Genomic DNA, 17,276 nt, shown 5'->3' with positions numbered 1-17,276 from the left:
GGGGGGAAGACGGCCCGGGCGGGGCCCCGGGGGGGCGGGGGGGGGGGTGGGGCGGGGGGGGGGGGGGGCGCCCCCCCCCCACTGGTCGAGCGTGGCGATCTCCTGGTCCGTCAGCGGCGGGGCGCTCAGCGCGGCGACGTTCGAGCGCAGCTGCTCGGCCGAGCTGGCGCCGACCAGGGCGGACGTGATCCGCTGGTCGCGCAGCACCCACGACACGGCGAGCTGCGCGAGCGTCTGGTCGCGGCCCTGCGCGAACTCGTTGAGGACCCGCGCGCGCTGCAGGTAGGTGTCGGTGATGTTCGACGCCGAGAGGAACCGGCCGGTGGCGGCGCGGGAGTCGGCGGGCACCTCGCCCGACAGGTACCGGTCGGTGAGCAGGCCCTGCGCGAGCGGCGAGAACACGATGGTGCCGATGCCGAGGTCGCCCACCACGTCCAGCAGCGACTCCGTCTCCCCCGGTGCCACGTTCTCGACGTGCCGGTTGAACATCGAGTAGCTGGGCTGGTGGATCAGCAGCCGCACGCCCATGTCCGCGAGCAGGGCGTGCGCGGCACGGGTCTGCGACGGCGAGTAGTTGGAGACACCGACGTAGAGCGCCTTTCCGCTGTTCACAGCGCTGGCCAGGGCACCCATCGTCTCCTCCAGCGGCGTGCTGGGGTCCGGACGGTGGTGGTAGAAGACGTCGACGTAGTCGAGCCCGAGCCGCCGCAGCGAGGCGTCCAGCGACGACAGCAGGTACTTGCGGGAGCCGCCGTCCTGGTACGGCCCCGTCCACATCGGGTAGCCGGCCTTCGTCGAGATCACGAGCTCGTCGCGGTACGCCGCCAGGTCGGCCGCGAGCGCGCGGCCGAGGTTCGTCTCCGCCGAGCCGGGGCCGGGGCCGTAGTTGTTCGCCGCGTCCAGGTGCGTGATGCCGAGGTCGAACGCGGTGTGCAGCACCTCCAGCTGCCGCCCGTACGGGCTGGCGTCGCCGAAGTTGTGCCACAGGCCCAGCGAGATGGCCGGCAGGTCGAGCCCGCTGCGGCCGGTGCGCCGGTAGGTCATCGAGTCGTACCGGTTCTCGGCGGCGGCGTACGGCGTGGGCATCGACGGCGATCCTCTCGGGTGGCGCACCGACGGCCGTCGGCGGCCGCCGCGGCAGGGGTGCGCGACCAGGCTAGCCACCGGAACCGACACCGGCCCGTGGCAGCATCGGCCCGTGCTGCACGTCGTCTTCCACGAGCCCCGCATCGCCGGGAACACCGGCAACGCGATCCGCATGGTGTCCGGCACCGGTGCCGTGCTGCACCTCGTGGAACCGCTGGGTTTCGAGCTGGACGAGCCGCGGTTGCGACGCGCCGGGCTGGACTACCACGACCTCGCCCAGGTGGTGGTGCACCCCGACCTGGACCATGCCCTGGCCGGCCTGACCAGGGTTTTCGCCTTCACCACCGGTGCCAGCCGCTGGTACACGGACGTGGACTGGCAGGACGGCGACGCGCTGCTGTTCGGCGCCGAGCCGACCGGCCTGCCGCCGGAGGTGCAGGCCGATCCGCGCGTCACCGACCGGGTGCGCATCCCGATGCTGCCCGGGCGGCGGTCGATGAACCTGTCCAACGCGGCGGCGGTGGCGACCTACGAGGCGTGGCGGCAGATCGGCTTCCCGGGCGGCGCCTGAGGAGCCTGCGCCTGGACCGGCGGGCCGCGTCGCTGTCGTCCCGCTGCCTGCCGAGGCCTGACGCCGGCCCGGCCGGGCGCACCACCCGAGCCCTCCCCCCCGACCCGTCCGTCGCCGTCCGGACGTGTCGTCGCAACCTGCCCGTCACCCCCCTGCCGTAACCTCCGCCGATCAGGCACGATGCGGCCAACGAGAGGGGTGAGCACGTGTTCGAGCACGTCGACCCGTTCATCGGCACGGAGGCCACCCAGCTCCCGCAGCCGCAGGGCCTGGCCGCCACGTGGTGGTGGCCCAAGCCGCAGGTGGGCAACACGCACCCCGGCGCCACGTACCCGCTCGGCATGGTGTCGGCGTGCGCGTACTCCGGGGCCTACCCCACCGGATACGGCCGGTACGACCTGGGCACCGAGGGACTGCCGGTACCGCTGTACGACCGGCAGGTGGCCAGCGGCTTCACGCACTTCCAGCAGTCCGGGACCGGCGCGATCCGCAAGTACTACAACTACTTCCGCGTCACGCCCATGCTGCAGCCGCTGGACGACCTGGGGTCGCTGTGGGACGTGGTCGACGAGCAGGCGGAGCCCGGCTACTACTCCGCGACGCTCGGGTCCGGCATCCACTGCGAGCTGACCGTCGGGCCCAAGAGCGCGGTGCACCGGTACACGTTCCCGGCGCACCGCGACGCGCGCGTGGTGATCGACTTCTCGATGGGCGGCCTGATCATCCCCTACGGCCGCACGGTGCCGCTGCGGGCTCGGCTGGCGTCCCTGGCGCCCGGGGTGGCGCAGGGCGAGATCGTCGTCGAGGGCGCGCCGCTGGCCGTGCACGTCGAGTGCGATGCACCCGGGGCCTGGCGGCAGATGCTCTGGTACGACCGCCGGCTGATGCCCGGGGGCACGCGGCTCGACTTCGACCGGATCCGGCCGACGACGCTGCGGCCGTTCGGGCTGATGTGGGCCGGGCGGGCGGAGCCCGGCCAGGTGGTGGAGGTGCGGTTCGGCTTCTCCTTGCGCGGGGTGGAGCAGGCGAAGGAGAACCTCGAGCACGACTGCGGTCCGGGGCCGCGCAGCTTCACCGTGCGACGTGCCGCGACGGCCGCCGACTGGCGCGAGCACCTGGACGGAGTCCAGGTGGACACCCCGTCGCGCGTGCGGCAGACGGTGCTGTCCACCGCCGTCTACCACTCGCTGATCAAGCCGTGCCTGGCGATGGACGAGTCCCCGTTCTGGCCGATGGACGGCCCGTTCGTGTTCGACATCGCGACGATGTGGGACATCTACCGCACGCAGCTGCCGCTGATCACGGCGCTGCGGCCGCACAAGGCGGTCGAGCTGGCCAACGCGCTGATCCAGATCGCCGAGGAGGAGGGCAACCTGCCGATCGGGTACCGGATGGCGCGCGGTGCCGACCAGTTCTCCCGGCAGGGCTCGGCGCTCGCGCACACCTTCCTGGCCGACGTGTGCCAGCTGGGCCTGCCCGGCGTCGACTGGGACTGGGCGCTGGTGCACATGCACAACGACCTGCGGCGCACGTACGGCGAGGAGTTCCTGCTGCGCGGCCTGGCGCAGCCGGTCAGCCACACGCTGGACCTGGCGTTCGGGTACTGGTGCACGGCCTACGTCGCGGCCCACGTCGGCGACCGCGCGCTCGTCGAGCAGTTCGCCCCGCTGGCCGACCGGTGGGCCAACGCCTTCGACCCGGCGACCGGCCTGCTGCACGACTCGACGTACTACGAGGGCGGCAAGTGGAACTACTCGTTCCGGCTGCTGCACGACATGGCGGGGCGGATCGCGCTGGCCGGCGGTGACGACGCCTTCGTCGGGCTGCTCGACCGGTTCTTCGGGTTCGGCGCACCGCCCGTGGTGCAGCCCGGGCTGCAGCCCGAGCTGGCGGAGATGGCGGCCGGCTATCGGCTGGACCGGTTCGAGGGGCTGAACAACGAGCCGGACATGGAGGCGCCGTACGCGTACCACTGGGCCGGTCGGCCCGACCGCACGGCGCAGGTGGTGCACGACGTGGTGACCAACCAGTTCGGCACCGGCCGCGGCGGGCTGCCCGGCAACGACGACTCCGGCGGCCTCTCGTCCTGGTACGTGTGGGCCAGCCTGGGGCTGTTCCCGGTGGCCGGGCAGAACCGGTTCCTGGTGAACGCACCGTCGTGGCGGGCGGCGGCCCTGGAGGTCGGGGGGCGCTCCCTGACCATCGAGACGGAGGGGTTCCGGGAGCCGGAGCCCGGCGGTCCCGCCCAGTACGTGCAGGGCATCACGTTCAACGGACGGCCGCTGGACCGGTCGTGGCTCAGCGGGCACGAGGTGCACCGCGGCGGGCACCTGCAGGTGCGGCTCGGCGTCGAGCCCAACAGCTGGGGCACGGACCTGGCGAGCCGACCGCCGTCGTCCCGCTCGCCCGTGCCGCTGACGACCAGCTCCGGACCGCCGACGCTGTCGACGCCGGTGGTGCGACCAGGGGGAGCAGCATGAGCACGGTTCCGGACGGTGCGGGCCCCGGTCGCGCGCCGACGCGACGGCTGGTGCTGGTCGTGCGGGCGGACCCGGTGATCTGCGGCCACTCCGGCGAGGCGCGCAACCTCGCCGAGGCGGCCCTGCGGCGCGGGTTCGACGACGTGCGGATCGTCACCTGGCCGCTGGACGTGCTGCAGCGTGCCGGCCTGCCGCTCAAGCCCCTCGACGGGGTGCTGCCGTACAGCGACGGCATCACCGTGGAGCGGCCCGGTCCGGTGGGCGACTACAAGGTGCCCGACGGACGGTGGCTCGCGGGGCTGACCGGCCGGCTGGTGGAGCTGTTCACCGACGGCGTGCCGACCGTGGCGATGTCCCTGTACCTGTCGCCGCACGCCACCGCGGTGGCCGATGCCGTGCGGATCGCCCGGTCAACCGGCCTGCCGGTCGACGTGGTGACCGTCGCGGAGGCGGTCGGCTCGGACGTGACCAACGTCGTGCGCGCGTGCGTCGAGGAGGACCGGTTCGGGGCCGCCGCGCAGGTGCTGGCCAGCTACCTGGACCACGACGTGTGCCTGGCGGTGTCCCGGTACACCCGCGACATGATCGTCGGCGAGGCGCGCGCCATCGACGCCAAGCACGGCACCCGGTTCGCCGCGCAGTGCGAGGAGCGGGTGCAGGTCAGCTACCCCGCGATCGACGTCGGTGCGTACCTGGCGCGGGACGACGACCTCACCGACGCGGTGCTCGCCGCGCGGGGGCTGACCCGCGGCGGCTACGTCCTCTACCTGTCCCGGCTGGCGCACGCCAAGGGGGTGGACGACCTGATCGAGGCGTACGCCGCCAGCCGCGCGGCCGGGTCGGTGGAGCTGGTGGTGGCCGGCAACGGACCGCAGGCCGAGGCGCTGCACGCGCTCGCGGCGACGACCGCGGTGGCGGGGCGGATCCGGTTCCTGCACGACGTGGACGACGAGGAGAAGGCGCACCTGATGGCCGGCGCGCGGGCGTTCGCCCTGCCGAGCAAGTCGATGCCGGAGTTCACCGAGACGTTCGGCATCGCACTGGTCGAGTCGATGCTGTCCGGCGGCGGGCCGGTGATCACCACGGACGTCGGCGGGATCGGCGAGGCGGTCGGTGACACGGCGCTGATCGTGCCGCCGGCGGACCCGCCGGCGCTGGCGGCGGCCCTGGACCGGGCGGTGCTGGGCATGTCCGACGTGGAGCGGGAGTCGATGGCCGAGCAGGCGCTGGCGCACGCGCGGCAGTTCGACCGCATGCCGGTGCTGGACGCGATCCTCGAGCGGGTGGCGGAGGTGCACGCGGCGCGGGCGTCGCTGGTCTGAGTCGGCCGGGTGCGGCGGTTCGTCGCGCGGAGCGGTGCCGACCGGGCCACGATCGAGTGGATGGACGACGAGCTGCTCGACCTGGTCCCCGACGTCGAGGCGCTGGTGCGCCGCTGGCTCGACGAGGCTGCCGACGTGCCGCCCGACCGGGGCGCGTCCCTGCTGGCGGGGCTGCTGCGAGATCCCGCCGGGCTGCGGTTCGCGGTCGGGTTCATCGACCGGGTGGTGCGTCCCGAGGACCCGGCGGCGGCCGCCCGGGCGCTGGCGACGCTGTCCCGCGACGTGCCGGGCTTCCTGCCGGCGCCGCTGCGCTGGGCCGTGCGGACCGGCGGCCTCGCGGGACCCGTCGCACCGGGCGTCGTCGTCCCCATGGCCCGCCGGGTGCTGCGCGAGCTGGTCGGCCACCTCGTCGTCGACGCGTCCGACGCCCACCTCGGTGCCGCCCTCGCCCATCTGCGCCGCGATGGCGTCGCCCTCAACCTCAACCTCCTGGGCGAGGCCGTGCTCGGGCGCCGCGAGGCGGACCGCCGGCTGGAGGGCACCGCCAGGCTGCTCGAGCGCACCGACGTCGACCACGTGTCCATCAAGGTGTCGTCGGTCAGCGGTCCGCACGCGCCCTGGGCGTTCGACGCGACCGTCGACGAGGTGGTGGCCCACCTGCTCCCCCTGTACCGACGCGCCGCGGCGACGGGCACCGTCGTCACCCTCGACATGGAGGAGTACCGCGACCTCGACCTGACCCTCGAGGTGTTCATGCGGCTGCTCGACCGGCCGGAGCTGCGCGACCTGCACGCGGGCGTGGTGCTGCAGGCGTACCTGCCGGACGCGCTGGGCGCGATGCAGCGGCTGCAGGACTGGGCGGCCACGCGGCGAACCGGCGGCGGTGCGCCGGTCAAGGTGCGCCTGGTCAAGGGCGCGAACCTGTCGATGGAGCACGTCGACGCGCAGCTGCACGACTGGCCGCCGGCCACCTGGGACACCAAGCAGGAGACGGACACCGCGTACAAGCGGGTGCTGGACTGGGCGCTGACGCCGGAGCGGACGGCGAAGGTGCACCTCGGCGTGGCCGGCCACAACCTGTTCGACCTGGCCTTCGCCTGGCTGCTGGCCGGCCGGCGTGGGGTCCAGGACGCGGTGGAGACGGAGATGCTGCTCGGCATGGCCACCGGGCAGGCCGAGGCGGTCCGCCGGTCGACGGGGCGGCTGCTGCTGTACACGCCCGTGGTGCACCCTGAGCACTTCGACGTGGCGATCGCCTACCTGGTGCGGCGGCTCGAGGAGGCCGCCAGCCCGGAGAACGTGATGTCGTCGCTGTTCACGATGGCCGACGACGAGGTCGCGTTCACCCGCGAGCGAGACCGGTTCCTCGCCTCGCTCCAGGCGCTGGTGGACACGCGCGACGAGGTGCCGGCACCGCGGCGCACGCGGGACCGGCGCCGTGCCGCCGCGGCCTCGTCCGACGCCCGGCCCTTCGCCTCGGCCCCCGACACCGACCCGTCGCTCGCCGCGAACCAGGAGTGGGCACGCGAGCTGCTCGCCCGCGTCCCGTCGTCACGGCTGGGCGCGCAGACGCGCGACGAGCACACGGTGACCGACCCGGCGGAGCTCGACCGCGTCCTCGCCGCCACCGCCGCGGCCGGCGCCGAGTGGGGCGCCCTGTCCGCCCGCGAGCGCGCCACGGTGCTGCGCCGGGCGGCCGACGAGCTGGAGCGGCGCCGTGGCGACCTGTGCGAGGTGATGGCGGCCGAGACCGGCAAGACCCTCGACCAGGCCGACCCCGAGGTCAGCGAGGCGGTCGACTTCGCCCGCTGGTACGCGGGGCTCGCGGAGGAGCTCGAAGGGATCGACGGCGCCGTCGCGCACCCGGTCCGGCTCAGCCTGGCGACGCCGCCGTGGAACTTCCCGGTCTCGATCGCCGCCGGTTCGGTGCTGGCCCCGCTCGCGGCCGGCTCGGCGGTGGTGCTCAAGCCGGCGCCGCAGGCGGCCCGGTGCGGTTCGGTGCTGGCCGAGGCGCTGTGGGCGGCCGGTGTGCCGCGCGAGGTCCTGGCGCTGGTGCACGTCGCCGAGGACGGTCTCGGCAAGGCCCTCGTCTCCGACGCGCGCGTCGACCGGCTGCTGCTCACCGGCTCGTTCGAGACGGCGCGGCTGTTCGCCGGCTTCCGGCCCGGGCTGCACCTGCTGGCGGAGACGAGCGGGAAGAACGCGATCGTCGTGACCCCGAGCGCCGACCTCGACCTGGCTGTGCGCGACGTCGTCGCCTCCGCCTTCGGGCACGCGGGCCAGAAGTGCTCGGCTGCGTCGCTGGTGATCCTGGTGGGGTCGGTCGGCACGTCCCGGCGGTTCCACGACCAGCTGCTCGACGCGGTGACCAGCCTGCGCGTCGGCTTCCCGGCCGACCCGGCGACGCAGATGGGGCCGGTGATCGAGCCCGCGGAGGGCAAGCTGCTCGACGGCCTGACCCGCCTGGCGCCGGGCGAGAGCTGGGCCGTGCGGCCGCGCCGCCTGGACGACTCCGGCCGCCTGTGGACGCCGGGCGTGCGCGCCGGGGTACGGGCGGGATCGGCGTTCCACCGCACCGAGTACTTCGGGCCGGTGCTCGGCGTGATGACGGCCGAGACGCTCGACGAGGCGATCGACCTGCAGAACGGTGTCGACTACGGGCTGACCGCGGGCCTGCACAGCCAGGACGTGGACGAGGTGGCGCACTGGCTGGCCCGTGTCGAGGCGGGCAACCTCTACGTCAACCGCGGCATCACCGGGGCGATCGTGCGGCGGCAGCCGTTCGGCGGCTGGAAGCGGTCCGCGGTGGGCCCCGGCGCCAAGGCCGGCGGTCCGAACACCCTGGTGCCGCTGGTCGACTGGGCCTCCGCGCCCGCCCGGCACGGCGCACCGTTGGGTCCGGCGGCCACCCGGCTGCTCGAGGCGGCCCGCGCCGCAGGTGTGGCCGATGCACCGTTCGCGCACGACGAGGCGGACTTCCGGCCGGTCGGTCCGGCACAGACCTCGTCGTCCTCCTCCGACAGCCCGTCGGTCGCGCCGACCGGTGCCGCGACGCCCGCCGCCGGTCCGCTCGAGCGGGCCCTCGCATCGGACGCCCTCGCCTGGCGCGACGTCTTCTCGATGTCCGACGACGTCACCGGCCTGGCCGCGGAGCGCAACGTCCTGCGCTACCGGCCGGTGCCGGTGCTGGTGCGGCTCGGCCGGCGCGGGTCGGTCGCCGCCCTGCTGCGCGTGGTCGGCGCCGGGCTGGTGGCCGGTGCCGAGGTCACCGTCTCCACGTCGCACCTGCTGCCAGCCCCGCTCGGCGCCGTGCTGCACGACCTCGGCGTGACCGTCCGCGCCGAGGACGACACCACGTGGCTCGCCGCTGTCCGCAGCCTGCCGTCCGGCCGCATCCGGCTGGTGGACGGCGACCCCGACGCGCTCGCGCACGCCACCGGACCGCGACCCGAGCTGGCGGTCTACGGTCAGCCCGTCACCGAGTCCGGCCGGGTGGAGCTGCTCACGTTCCTGCGTGAGCAGTCCGTCACCGTCACCGCCCACCGGTTCGGCACCCCGGACACGCTCGCCGACCGGGCGCTGGAGCGTTCGGCGCAGGCCGCGGTCGACTGAGCCGCCTCCCAGCGTTCAGGGCGTCGGCGCGACTCCAGGGGTCGACGGCGTCGGGCCGCCTCCGTGGATGCCGGCGACCCCGTCATCACGCCCCGGCGTACCGCCCGTGGTGTCCTGCGCCGGGTGCGTCCGACCCAACGGACCCTTGGCCGCCTCGGTCAGCAACCTCTGGGTCACCTGCCGCACCACCTGGTACGTCGCCGCGTCGCCCCACCCGGCTTCGCACGCCGTGTCGTCGAGTGCGCACACCCACTTGCTGGTGCCCGCGTCGAACACGCCCGCGCCGCTGGTCGTCGTGTAGTAGGTGACGTCCGCGGCGTCCTGGACGGTCCGGCCCATGAGCTTGCACGTGACGGGCGAGTGGAACAGGACCTGGAGGGGATGGGGCGTGGGCACCGAGAGGTCGACCCGGTCGTACTCCGGCCCGACGAGCGTCCCGAGCGTCTGCCCGGGCTGCAGGCCCTCGGTGAGCCACGACAGCCGGTGCGCCACGACGAGCGGCGCCTTGACCGGGTTGCACTGGTAGAAGCCGCCGACCAGGTCGCTCTCCGGACGTGGCACGGGAGCGGAGCGCCACTGCGTCGTCGACTCGGAGGGGTCGGTCGCGGTGATCGGGTCCGCGGTGCTCTTGTAGTCGATCTCCAGCCGGTCCGGTCCCACGGGCGTGGACCCGAACCGGATGTGCCGGTAGACGGCGTTGGCGCCGAGGAACGCCACGTTGGTCCCGGCGTCGCGGGCCCGGGTCACCGCCTGCCGCATCGAGGTCGACCAGTACTCGTCGTGCCCCGGGGACACCACGGCGCGGGCGCCGTCGAGCAGGTGCGGGTCCTCCTGCAGGTCGACGTCCGTCGCGTAGGCGAGGGGAAGCCCGAGGTGCTCGGCGAACGTCACGAGAGGCAGCTCGTTGCCGAGGAAGTCGCCGCTGCCGGAGGCCTCGGCGTAGGGCCGGTCGAACGTCACGGCGAACGACCGGCTCGCCGGCATCCCGTCCTTGCCGTGGTAGAGGCTCAGGCCGCCGTAGTCGTTGTAGGCCTGCCAGGTGGTGACCGCCTGGACCAGCACCACCTTCCCGGCCGTGCTGTCCGAGCGCACGGTCAGCGGGACGTAGCCCTCAGCACCGTCGTCCCCCTCGAGGCGCAGCAGGTACGCGCCCGGCGGCCACCCCGTCGCGGTGAGGGTGGCGGTCGGGGTCCAGGACGTGGTGACCGTCCGGGTCTCGGGCACGACGGTCGACGGCGGCTGCGCCACCACACGGAACGGCCCGGCCTGCGCCAGTCGGGCCGCGACCGACGAGCCGTACGACCCCATCCGGAGCACCGTCACGCCGAACGACCTGCCCGTGGCCGACACGCGCAGCTGCACCTGGCCGTCGGTGCGGACGCTGGTGCGGTCCGCATAGCCCTCGATGTGGGTCCCGGGCGGCGAGGCGACGTGCCAGTCGTCCGTCGGGGTCAGCGGCGCGACCGACGAGGTCGGGCCGGCGGTCGGGCCGGCGGTGCCGGCATCCGGGACGCGCCCCGGGGACGACGACCCGGCCGCCTGGACCGGTCGACCGCGCGCCGCGAGCACCACGGCCCCTGCGCCGAGGAGGAGGACGAGGACGGCCACGCCCGCCAGCACCGCCGCCCGGCGGCCGGACCGCCGCGAGCGTCGGGCTCCCGATCCGTCCTCGGCCGACATCACGTCAGTGTCACCGGGAGCCGCTCACCCCGCCTCCCGGCCCGCGCCGACGGCCGCCGGGCCGGTGCGCACCTCCTGTGACGAGCCCCTCACGCCGCAGTGGGATCCTTCCTGGGGCGTCGGTCGTTGGACGCCACCGGGACCGCGGCGGTCCGGACGGCGACGAAGGACGGTCATGGGCAACGGGACGGGCCTGCTGCAGGCGAGGGACGTGTGGGCCGGCTACGGCGGTGCCGCGGTGCTGGCCGGGGTGGACGTCGACGTCTCCCCTGGTGACGCCCTCGGGCTGCTCGGCCTGTCCGGCGTCGGCAAGTCCACGCTGGTGCAGGTCCTCGCGGGCGCGCTGGTGCCGAGCCGAGGTTCGGTGACCTTCGACGGCCGCCGCGTGGCGAAGCCGGCGCGGCGCGACCGCAAGGCGCTGCGCGCCCGGCTGCGGACGGTGCACCAGAACGGCTTGGCCAACGCCGACCCCGAGCACACCGCCGAGCGCGTGCTCCGCCTCGCGCTCGACGAGGCGCGCGCCGCCGGCCGGTCCACGGGTGGCGACGCCGAGGGTGCCCTGGCCGTCGTGGAGCTGCCCGCGCACGTGCTCCGCCGCAAGGTGGGCACCCTGTCCGGCGGTGAGCGTCAGCGGCTGGCGATCGCGAGCGCCCTCGCCGCCCGGCCGGACGTGCTGCTGCTCGACGAGCCGCTCACGGCGCTCGACCCCGCCATGCGCCACCACATCGCGGAGCGGATCTCCGCCCTGGTCGGTCCTGCCGGCATCGGGCTGCTGCTCGCCTCGCACGACGTGCGGCTGCTCGAGCAGCTGACCACCCGGGTGCACGTGCTGGCCGAGGGGCAGCTGGTGCAGACCGGCAGCCTGCGCGACGTGCTGGCCGACCCGGTGCACCCGGACACCCGCGAGTTCGTCGAGGCGTTGCCCGAGGCGACCCTGCGCTGGTCCTGAGCCCAGCCGTCGGTCGCCGTCCGCCAGCCACCACCCGACACCCGTCAGGCGGCCCCCGCCGACCGCGCCAGGCCGTCACCACCGCGCTTGGCCAGCCGCATCGCCCGCTGCGCGTCCTGCATCAGCAGGTCCAGGTCCGCCCAGCCGGGGGTCGACGCCGCCGCGACCACGCGCAGCGGCGGCAGCTGCCCCTCCGTCCCATCCTCCGGCGAACCGGCGAGCCCCGCGGCCACCTGCACCCGCAGCTCCTCGCGCTGCGCCGGCGCCCGCTGCTCGACAGCCGCGGGCAGCAGCCCCAGCACCATGAACTCGTCACCGCCCGTGCGGCCCACCAGGAATCCGCTCGGCACCACCTGCGTCAGCCGCTCGGCGATCGCGCGGAGCACCAGGTCGCCGACGGCCTCGCCGTGCGCCGCGTTGATCGCGCCGAACTCGACGACGTCCACCAGCAGCACCACCATGCGGCGCTGCGTGCCGCGCAGCAGCTTCGCCCAGTCCCGCATCGTGTGCCGGACCAGCTCACGGGACGGCAGGCCGGTCAGCGGGTCGTGCAGCGACCGCCCGGTCAGCGCCGCGACCAGGGCGCCGATCAGGTCGCCGGTGCCGACCATCTGCCACGCGTCCGCCCGCACCAGCACCTCGTCGAACCGCGACTCGACGGGCCGCTCGATCGCCCGGACCGCCGTCTCCACCACCGCGGTCTGCTCGTCCACCACCAGCGGGTTCCAGTCGGCGACCTGCGCCACCGGCTGCCGGGTCAGCACCGCCCGCCCGAACCCGAGCCGCCCGGTCATCGCCTCGGCGAACCGCGTGCGGGTCAGCAGACCCAGCCGCGAGGGGTCCTCCGGGTCCTGCACGCCGATGCACGGCAGGTGCGGCGAGCGGAACAGCACCTCGAGCTCGTTCATCGGGGTGGTCCCGTCGGTCACGGTCAGGGGTCGGACCAGGTCTCGCATCACGGCCGGCCGGGTCGCGCCCGTCGCGCGCGCGGCCCGGACCAGGAGGTTCACGTCGTTCGGCACGCGGAGCATGGTCCATCCCGCACGGCGATCGGCATACGGCCGGACGGGTGGGTGCGCGCAGTGTTCGTCCAACGTTCACCGCCCGGACGACCCTCGGACGACGGGGGCTGCGGCGGGACCACGACGGGCAGACGACGCCGGGCCGACGACGGCCTGCCCGCCCCCGGCCGTCAGAGCAGCGAGTCCTCCTCGCGCGCCTGCACCACCTCGCCACGACCCAGCCGGCTGTGCCGGTAGGAGTACGTCGCGTACACCACGGCGCCCACCGCCAGCCACACCGCGAACCGCAGCCAGGTCAGCGTCGTCAGGTTGAGCATCAGCCACAGGCAGGCGACGCCGGAGATCCACGGCAGCACCGGCGACCACGGCACCCGGAAGCCGCGCGGCAGGTCGGGGCGGGCCTTGCGCAGCACCGGCACCCCGAAGCTGACCAGCACGAACGCGGACAGCGTGCCGATGTTGATCATCTCCTCCAGCAGGTGCACCTGCGAGAGGCCGGCGATCAGCGCGACCACCACACCGGCACCGACCTGAAGCCGCGCCGGCGTGCCGAACCGCGGCGACGTGCGGGACAGGCCGCGCGGCAGCAGCCCGTCGCGGCTCATCGCGAACACGATGCGGGTCAGGCCCAGCAGCAGCACCATCACCACCGACGTCAGGCCCAGCACGATGCCGACGGAGATCACCTTCCCCGCCCACGTCGCACCGACCAGCACGAACGCCGTGGTCAGCGACGGGCTCGCCGACTTGGCCAGCTCCGTGTACGGCACCATGCCGGTCACCACGACGCTGACCAGGATGTACAGTACCGTCACCACCGCGAGGCCGCCGAGCATGCCGCGCGGCATGGTGCGCTGCGGGTCCTTGGTCTCCTCGGCGGTGGTCGCGACGACGTCGAACCCGATGAACGCGAAGAACACCAGCGCGGCGCCGGAGAGGATGCCTGCGGCGCCGTAGGTGGCCGGGGCCCAGCCGAGCAGCCAGCCGAACAGCGACTGGTGCAGCGCCGAGGTGCCGGCGGTGGAGGGCTGCGACGGCGGCACGAACGGGTGGTAGTTCGCGGCCTTGACGTAGGCGAAGCCGGCGACGACGACGAACAGCGTGATGCCCACCTTCAGCGCCGTGAACACCGCGTTCACGCGGGTGGACAGGCGGGTGCCGATCGCCAGCAGCGTGGTGAAGATGCCGACCACCAGCACCGGCCCCCACTCGACGCTCACGCCGCCGACGTGGAACTGCATCGGCACGTGCAGCCCGAACAGCGCCAGCGCGTCCCCCACGTACACGCCCCAGAACTTGGCGATCACCGCGCCGGCCAGCAGCATCTCGAGGATCAGGTCCCACCCGATCACCCAGGCGACGCCCTCCCCCATCGTCGCGTAGGAGAACGTGTACGCCGATCCCGCGATCGGCAGCGAGGACGCGAACTCGGCGTAGCACATGATCGCCAGCCCGCAGACGATGGCAGCGACGACGAACGACACGATGACGGCCGGTCCCGCGTAGTTCGCCGCGGCCGTCGCGCCGACCGAGAAGATGCCCGCGCCGACCGCCACCGCGACGCCCATCACGGCCAGGTCCCAGGGGGTCAGGGTGCGCCGCAGCTGCCGGTGCGGGTCGTGCGTCGCGGCGAGCGCGTCCTCCGGAGAGGTGCGCCGGAAGATGCTCCTGGGGGCGGACTGACCGCGACTGTGCTCCACGAGCGGGCGATCCTGGCACGTCACAGGCCTCCGGCACGACCTCCGGTCACCATCCGGTCGGCCGATCGCCCCACCTGCGCCGATGTCCCGAGGCCCTCCGGGACCATCGTCCTACGCCGCATGCAAGAGGGCCCCGCCCCCGGCGAACCGGGAACGAGGCCCTCTCGGAACCGCTGTGGTGCGTCAGGCCGGCATCAGGCCCGTGCCCGCGTCACCGAGCGACGACGCCGGCGGGGCCGGCGGCACGTCGATGCCGGAGTTGGGCGTCCCGACCGAGGCACCCACGGCCACCGGCTGCTTGCCCCGGTCGCCGATCGGCACGCCGCGGAAGGTGAACTCCCCGAGCAGTCCCTCGCCCTCGGCGTCCACGATCACCAGCTGACCGGACTTCAGCTCGCCGAACAGGATCTTCTCGGACAGCGCGTCCTCGACGTCCCGCTGGATGGCGCGGCGCAGCGGCCGGGCCCCGAGCACCGGGTCGTAGCCCTTCTCCGACAGCAGCTTCTTGGCCGCCGGGGTGAGCTCGATACCCATGTCCTTGTCGCGCAGGCGGGCGTCCAGCTTGGCCGCCATCAGGTCGACGATCGCGAAGATCTCCGGCTGCGACAGCTGCGGGAACACCACCACGTCGTCGACGCGGTTGAGGAACTCCGGACGGAAGTGCGTCTTGAGCTCGTCGTTGACCTTGGTCTTCATCCGCTCGTAGGACGTCGACAGGTCGCCGCCGGCCTGGAAGCCGGTCAGCATGCCCTTGGCGATGTCCCGCGTGCCGAGGTTGGTAGTCATGATGATCACGGTGTTCTTGAAGTCGACCACCCGGCCCTGCGAGTCGGTCAGGCGACCGTCCTCGAGGATCTGCAGCAGCGAGTTGAAGATGTCCGCGTGGGCCTTCTCCACCTCGTCGAACAGGACGACGGAGAACGGACGACGCCGCACCTTCTCGGTGAGCTGACCGCCCTCGTCGTACCCGACGTAGCCGGGGGGCGAGCCGAACAGCCGCGAGACCGTGTGCTTCTCGGAGAACTCGCTCATGTCGAGCTGGATCAGCGCGTCCTCGTCCCCGAACAGGAACTCGGCGAGCGCCTTGGCCAGCTCCGTCTTCCCGACGCCCGTGGGGCCGGCGAAGATGAACGACCCACCGGGCCGCTTCGGGTCCTTCAGGCCGGCGCGGGTGCGGCGGATCGCCTGCGACAGCGCGTGGATCGCCTGGTCCTGCCCGACGACGCGCTTGTGCAGCTCCTCCTCCATGCGCAGGAGCCGGCTGGACTCCTCCTCGGTGAGCTTGAACACCGGGATGCCCGTGGCGTTGGCCAGCACCTCGGCGATCAGCTCCTCGTCCACCTCGGCGACGGCGTCCAGGTCGCCGTTCTTCCAGGCCTTCTCCTTCTCGGAGCGGCGCAGGCCGAGCTGCTTCTCGGTGTCGCGCAGGCGCGCGGCCTTCTCGAAGTCCTGCTCGTCGATCGCCGACTCCTTGTCGCGGCGCGTCTTGGCGATCTCCTCGTCCAGCTCGCGCAGCTCCGGCGGGGCCGTCATGCGGCGGATGCGCAGGCGCGCGCCCGCCTCGTCGACCAGGTCGATCGCCTTGTCCGGGAGGAACCGGTCGTTGACGTACCGGTCCGCCAGCGTGGCGGCGGCGACCAGCGCGGAGTCGGTGATGGAGACGCGGTGGTGCGCCTCGTACCGGTCCCGCAGGCCCTTGAGGATCTCGATCGTGTGCGCCAGCGTCGGCTCGGCCACCTGGATCGGCTGGAAGCGCCGCTCCAGGGCCGGGTCCTTCTCGACGTACTTGCGGTACTCGTCGAGCGTCGTGGCACCGATGGTCTGCAGCTCGCCGCGGGCCAGCATCGGCTTGAGGATGCTGGCGGCGTCGATGGCGCCCTCGGCGGCGCCCGCCCCGACGAGGGTGTGGATCTCGTCGATGAACAGGATGATGTCGCCGCGCGTGCGGATCTCCTTGAGCACCTTCTTCAGGCGCTCCTCGAAGTCGCCGCGGTACCGGGAGCCGGCCACCAGCGCGCCGAGGTCCAGCGTGTACAGCTGCTTGTCCTTCAGCGTCTCCGGCACGTCCCCGCGCACGATGTCCTGCGCGAGGCCCTCGACGACGGCCGTCTTGCCGACGCCGGGCTCCCCGATCAGCACCGGGTTGTTCTTGGTGCGGCGGGACAGCACCTGCATGACCCGCTCGATCTCCTTCTCGCGCCCGATGACCGGGTCGAGCTTGCCGTCGCGGGCGGCCTGCGTCAGGTTGCGGCCGAACTGGTCCAGCACGGCGCTGCCGGAGGGCTGACCCTCGGCCGGGCCGCCGGACGCCACGGGCTCCTTGCCCTGGTAGCCGGAGACCAGCTGGATCACCTGCTGGCGGACCCGGTTCAGGTCGGCGCCGAGCTTGCCCAGCACCTGGGCGGCGACGCCCTCACCCTCGCGGATGAGGCCGAGCAGGATGTGCTCGGTGCCGATGTAGTTGTGGCCGAGCTGCAGCGCCTCGCGCAGCGACAGCTCCAGCACCTTCTTGGCGCGCGGCGTGAACGGGATGTGACCGGAGGGGGCCTGCTGGCCCTCGCCGATGATCTCGATGACCTGGGCGCGGACCGCCTCGAGCGAGATGCCGAGGGACTCCAGCGCCTTGGCCGCGACACCCTCACCCTCGTGGATCAGGCCCAGGAGGATGTGCTCGGTGCCGATGTAGTTGTGGTTGAGCATCCGCGCCTCTTCCTGGGCGAGGACGACCACGCGACGGGCTCGGTCGGTGAATCTCTCGAACATGTGCACTCCTCACGAGCAGCGAGCTTCGGGACCCGCGCGCGTGGGCTGCACGGAGCCGACGAAGCGGCGTTGTTCGATGCTAACGGCGGGG

The 17,276-nt window shown here is 73.6% G+C and carries 10 protein-coding genes; 5 read left to right on the top strand and 5 right to left on the bottom strand.

The features are described from left to right. On the bottom strand, window positions 1-1,086 hold a 1,086-nt coding region (locus N0B34_RS10960), incomplete at its 3' end, for an aldo/keto reductase (RefSeq protein ID WP_263731427.1). Window positions 1,087-1,198: 112 nt separating this feature from the next. Here N0B34_RS10960 and N0B34_RS10955 point away from each other — a divergent pair. From N0B34_RS10955 to N0B34_RS10940, 4 genes are all read left to right on the top strand, one after another. Continuing rightward, a complete protein-coding gene (locus N0B34_RS10955; protein ID WP_263731426.1) occupies window positions 1,199-1,657 on the top strand; it encodes a tRNA (cytidine(34)-2'-O)-methyltransferase in 459 nt (152 codons plus the stop codon). A gap of 206 nt (window positions 1,658-1,863) precedes the next feature. Next, entirely contained in the window at window positions 1,864-4,137 is a 2,274-nt protein-coding gene (locus N0B34_RS10950) for a glycoside hydrolase domain-containing protein (RefSeq protein WP_263731425.1), read from the top strand. Further along, complete coding sequence (locus N0B34_RS10945; protein WP_263731424.1) at window positions 4,134-5,459, top strand: glycosyltransferase; 1,326 nt, start codon at window positions 4,134-4,136, stop codon at window positions 5,457-5,459. Before N0B34_RS10950 ends, N0B34_RS10945 begins: the two co-directional genes overlap by 4 nt. Before the next feature lie 60 nt (window positions 5,460-5,519). Beyond that, window positions 5,520-9,071, top strand: coding sequence for a proline dehydrogenase family protein (locus N0B34_RS10940; protein ID WP_263731423.1), 3,552 nt, complete (start codon window positions 5,520-5,522; stop codon window positions 9,069-9,071). A gap of 15 nt (window positions 9,072-9,086) precedes the next feature. On the opposite strand, the gene N0B34_RS10935 is transcribed toward N0B34_RS10940, so the two are convergent. Continuing rightward, window positions 9,087-10,751 (bottom strand): N,N-dimethylformamidase beta subunit family domain-containing protein, encoded by a 1,665-nt coding sequence (locus N0B34_RS10935; RefSeq protein WP_263731422.1) that lies wholly within the window; start codon window positions 10,749-10,751, stop codon window positions 9,087-9,089. Between the two features lie 175 nt (window positions 10,752-10,926). Between N0B34_RS10935 and N0B34_RS10930 the strand changes: the two genes are divergently transcribed. Beyond that, on the top strand, window positions 10,927-11,700 hold the full coding sequence (locus N0B34_RS10930; RefSeq protein ID WP_263731421.1) for an energy-coupling factor ABC transporter ATP-binding protein: 774 nt from the start codon (window positions 10,927-10,929) through the stop codon (window positions 11,698-11,700). 44 nt (window positions 11,701-11,744) lie between these two features. Here the strand turns inward: N0B34_RS10930 and N0B34_RS10925 are convergent, their stop codons facing one another. The 3 genes from N0B34_RS10925 to N0B34_RS10915 all read right to left on the bottom strand — a co-directional run bounded on the left by N0B34_RS10925 (window position 11,745) and on the right by N0B34_RS10915 (window position 17,185). Then, on the bottom strand, window positions 11,745-12,722 hold the full coding sequence (locus tag N0B34_RS10925) for a GGDEF domain-containing protein (protein ID WP_263731420.1): 978 nt from the start codon (window positions 12,720-12,722) through the stop codon (window positions 11,745-11,747). A gap of 170 nt (window positions 12,723-12,892) precedes the next feature. Further along, window positions 12,893-14,422, bottom strand: a complete 1,530-nt coding sequence (locus N0B34_RS10920; protein ID WP_263731419.1) for an APC family permease — start codon at window positions 14,420-14,422, stop codon at window positions 12,893-12,895. Window positions 14,423-14,605: 183 nt separating this feature from the next. Next, window positions 14,606-17,185 (bottom strand): ATP-dependent Clp protease ATP-binding subunit, encoded by a 2,580-nt coding sequence (locus N0B34_RS10915; RefSeq protein WP_263731418.1) that lies wholly within the window; start codon window positions 17,183-17,185, stop codon window positions 14,606-14,608. Between the last annotated feature and the right edge of the window lie 91 nt (window positions 17,186-17,276).

It is taken from the genome of Cellulomonas sp. SG140 (assembly GCF_025770785.1).
In the GTDB taxonomy this organism is placed as follows: domain Bacteria; phylum Actinomycetota; class Actinomycetes; order Actinomycetales; family Cellulomonadaceae; genus Cellulomonas.
Note: the sequence above shows the minus strand (reverse complement) of the source record. Positions and strands in the feature narration are given on the sequence as shown.

Bases quoted from the DNA above. Each gene is read 5' to 3' on its own strand.
- N0B34_RS10945 (WP_263731424.1), top strand. From the start codon at position 4,134: ATGAGCACGGTTCCGGACGGTGCGGGCCCCGGTCGCGCGCCGACGCGA.
- N0B34_RS10940 (WP_263731423.1), top strand. From the start codon at position 5,520: ATGGACGACGAGCTGCTCGACCTGGTCCCCGACGTCGAGGCGCTGGTG.
- N0B34_RS10935 (WP_263731422.1), bottom strand. From the start codon at position 10,751: ATGTCGGCCGAGGACGGATCGGGAGCCCGACGCTCGCGGCGGTCCGGC.
- N0B34_RS10930 (WP_263731421.1), top strand. From the start codon at position 10,927: ATGGGCAACGGGACGGGCCTGCTGCAGGCGAGGGACGTGTGGGCCGGC.
- N0B34_RS10915 (WP_263731418.1), bottom strand. From the start codon at position 17,185: ATGTTCGAGAGATTCACCGACCGAGCCCGTCGCGTGGTCGTCCTCGCC.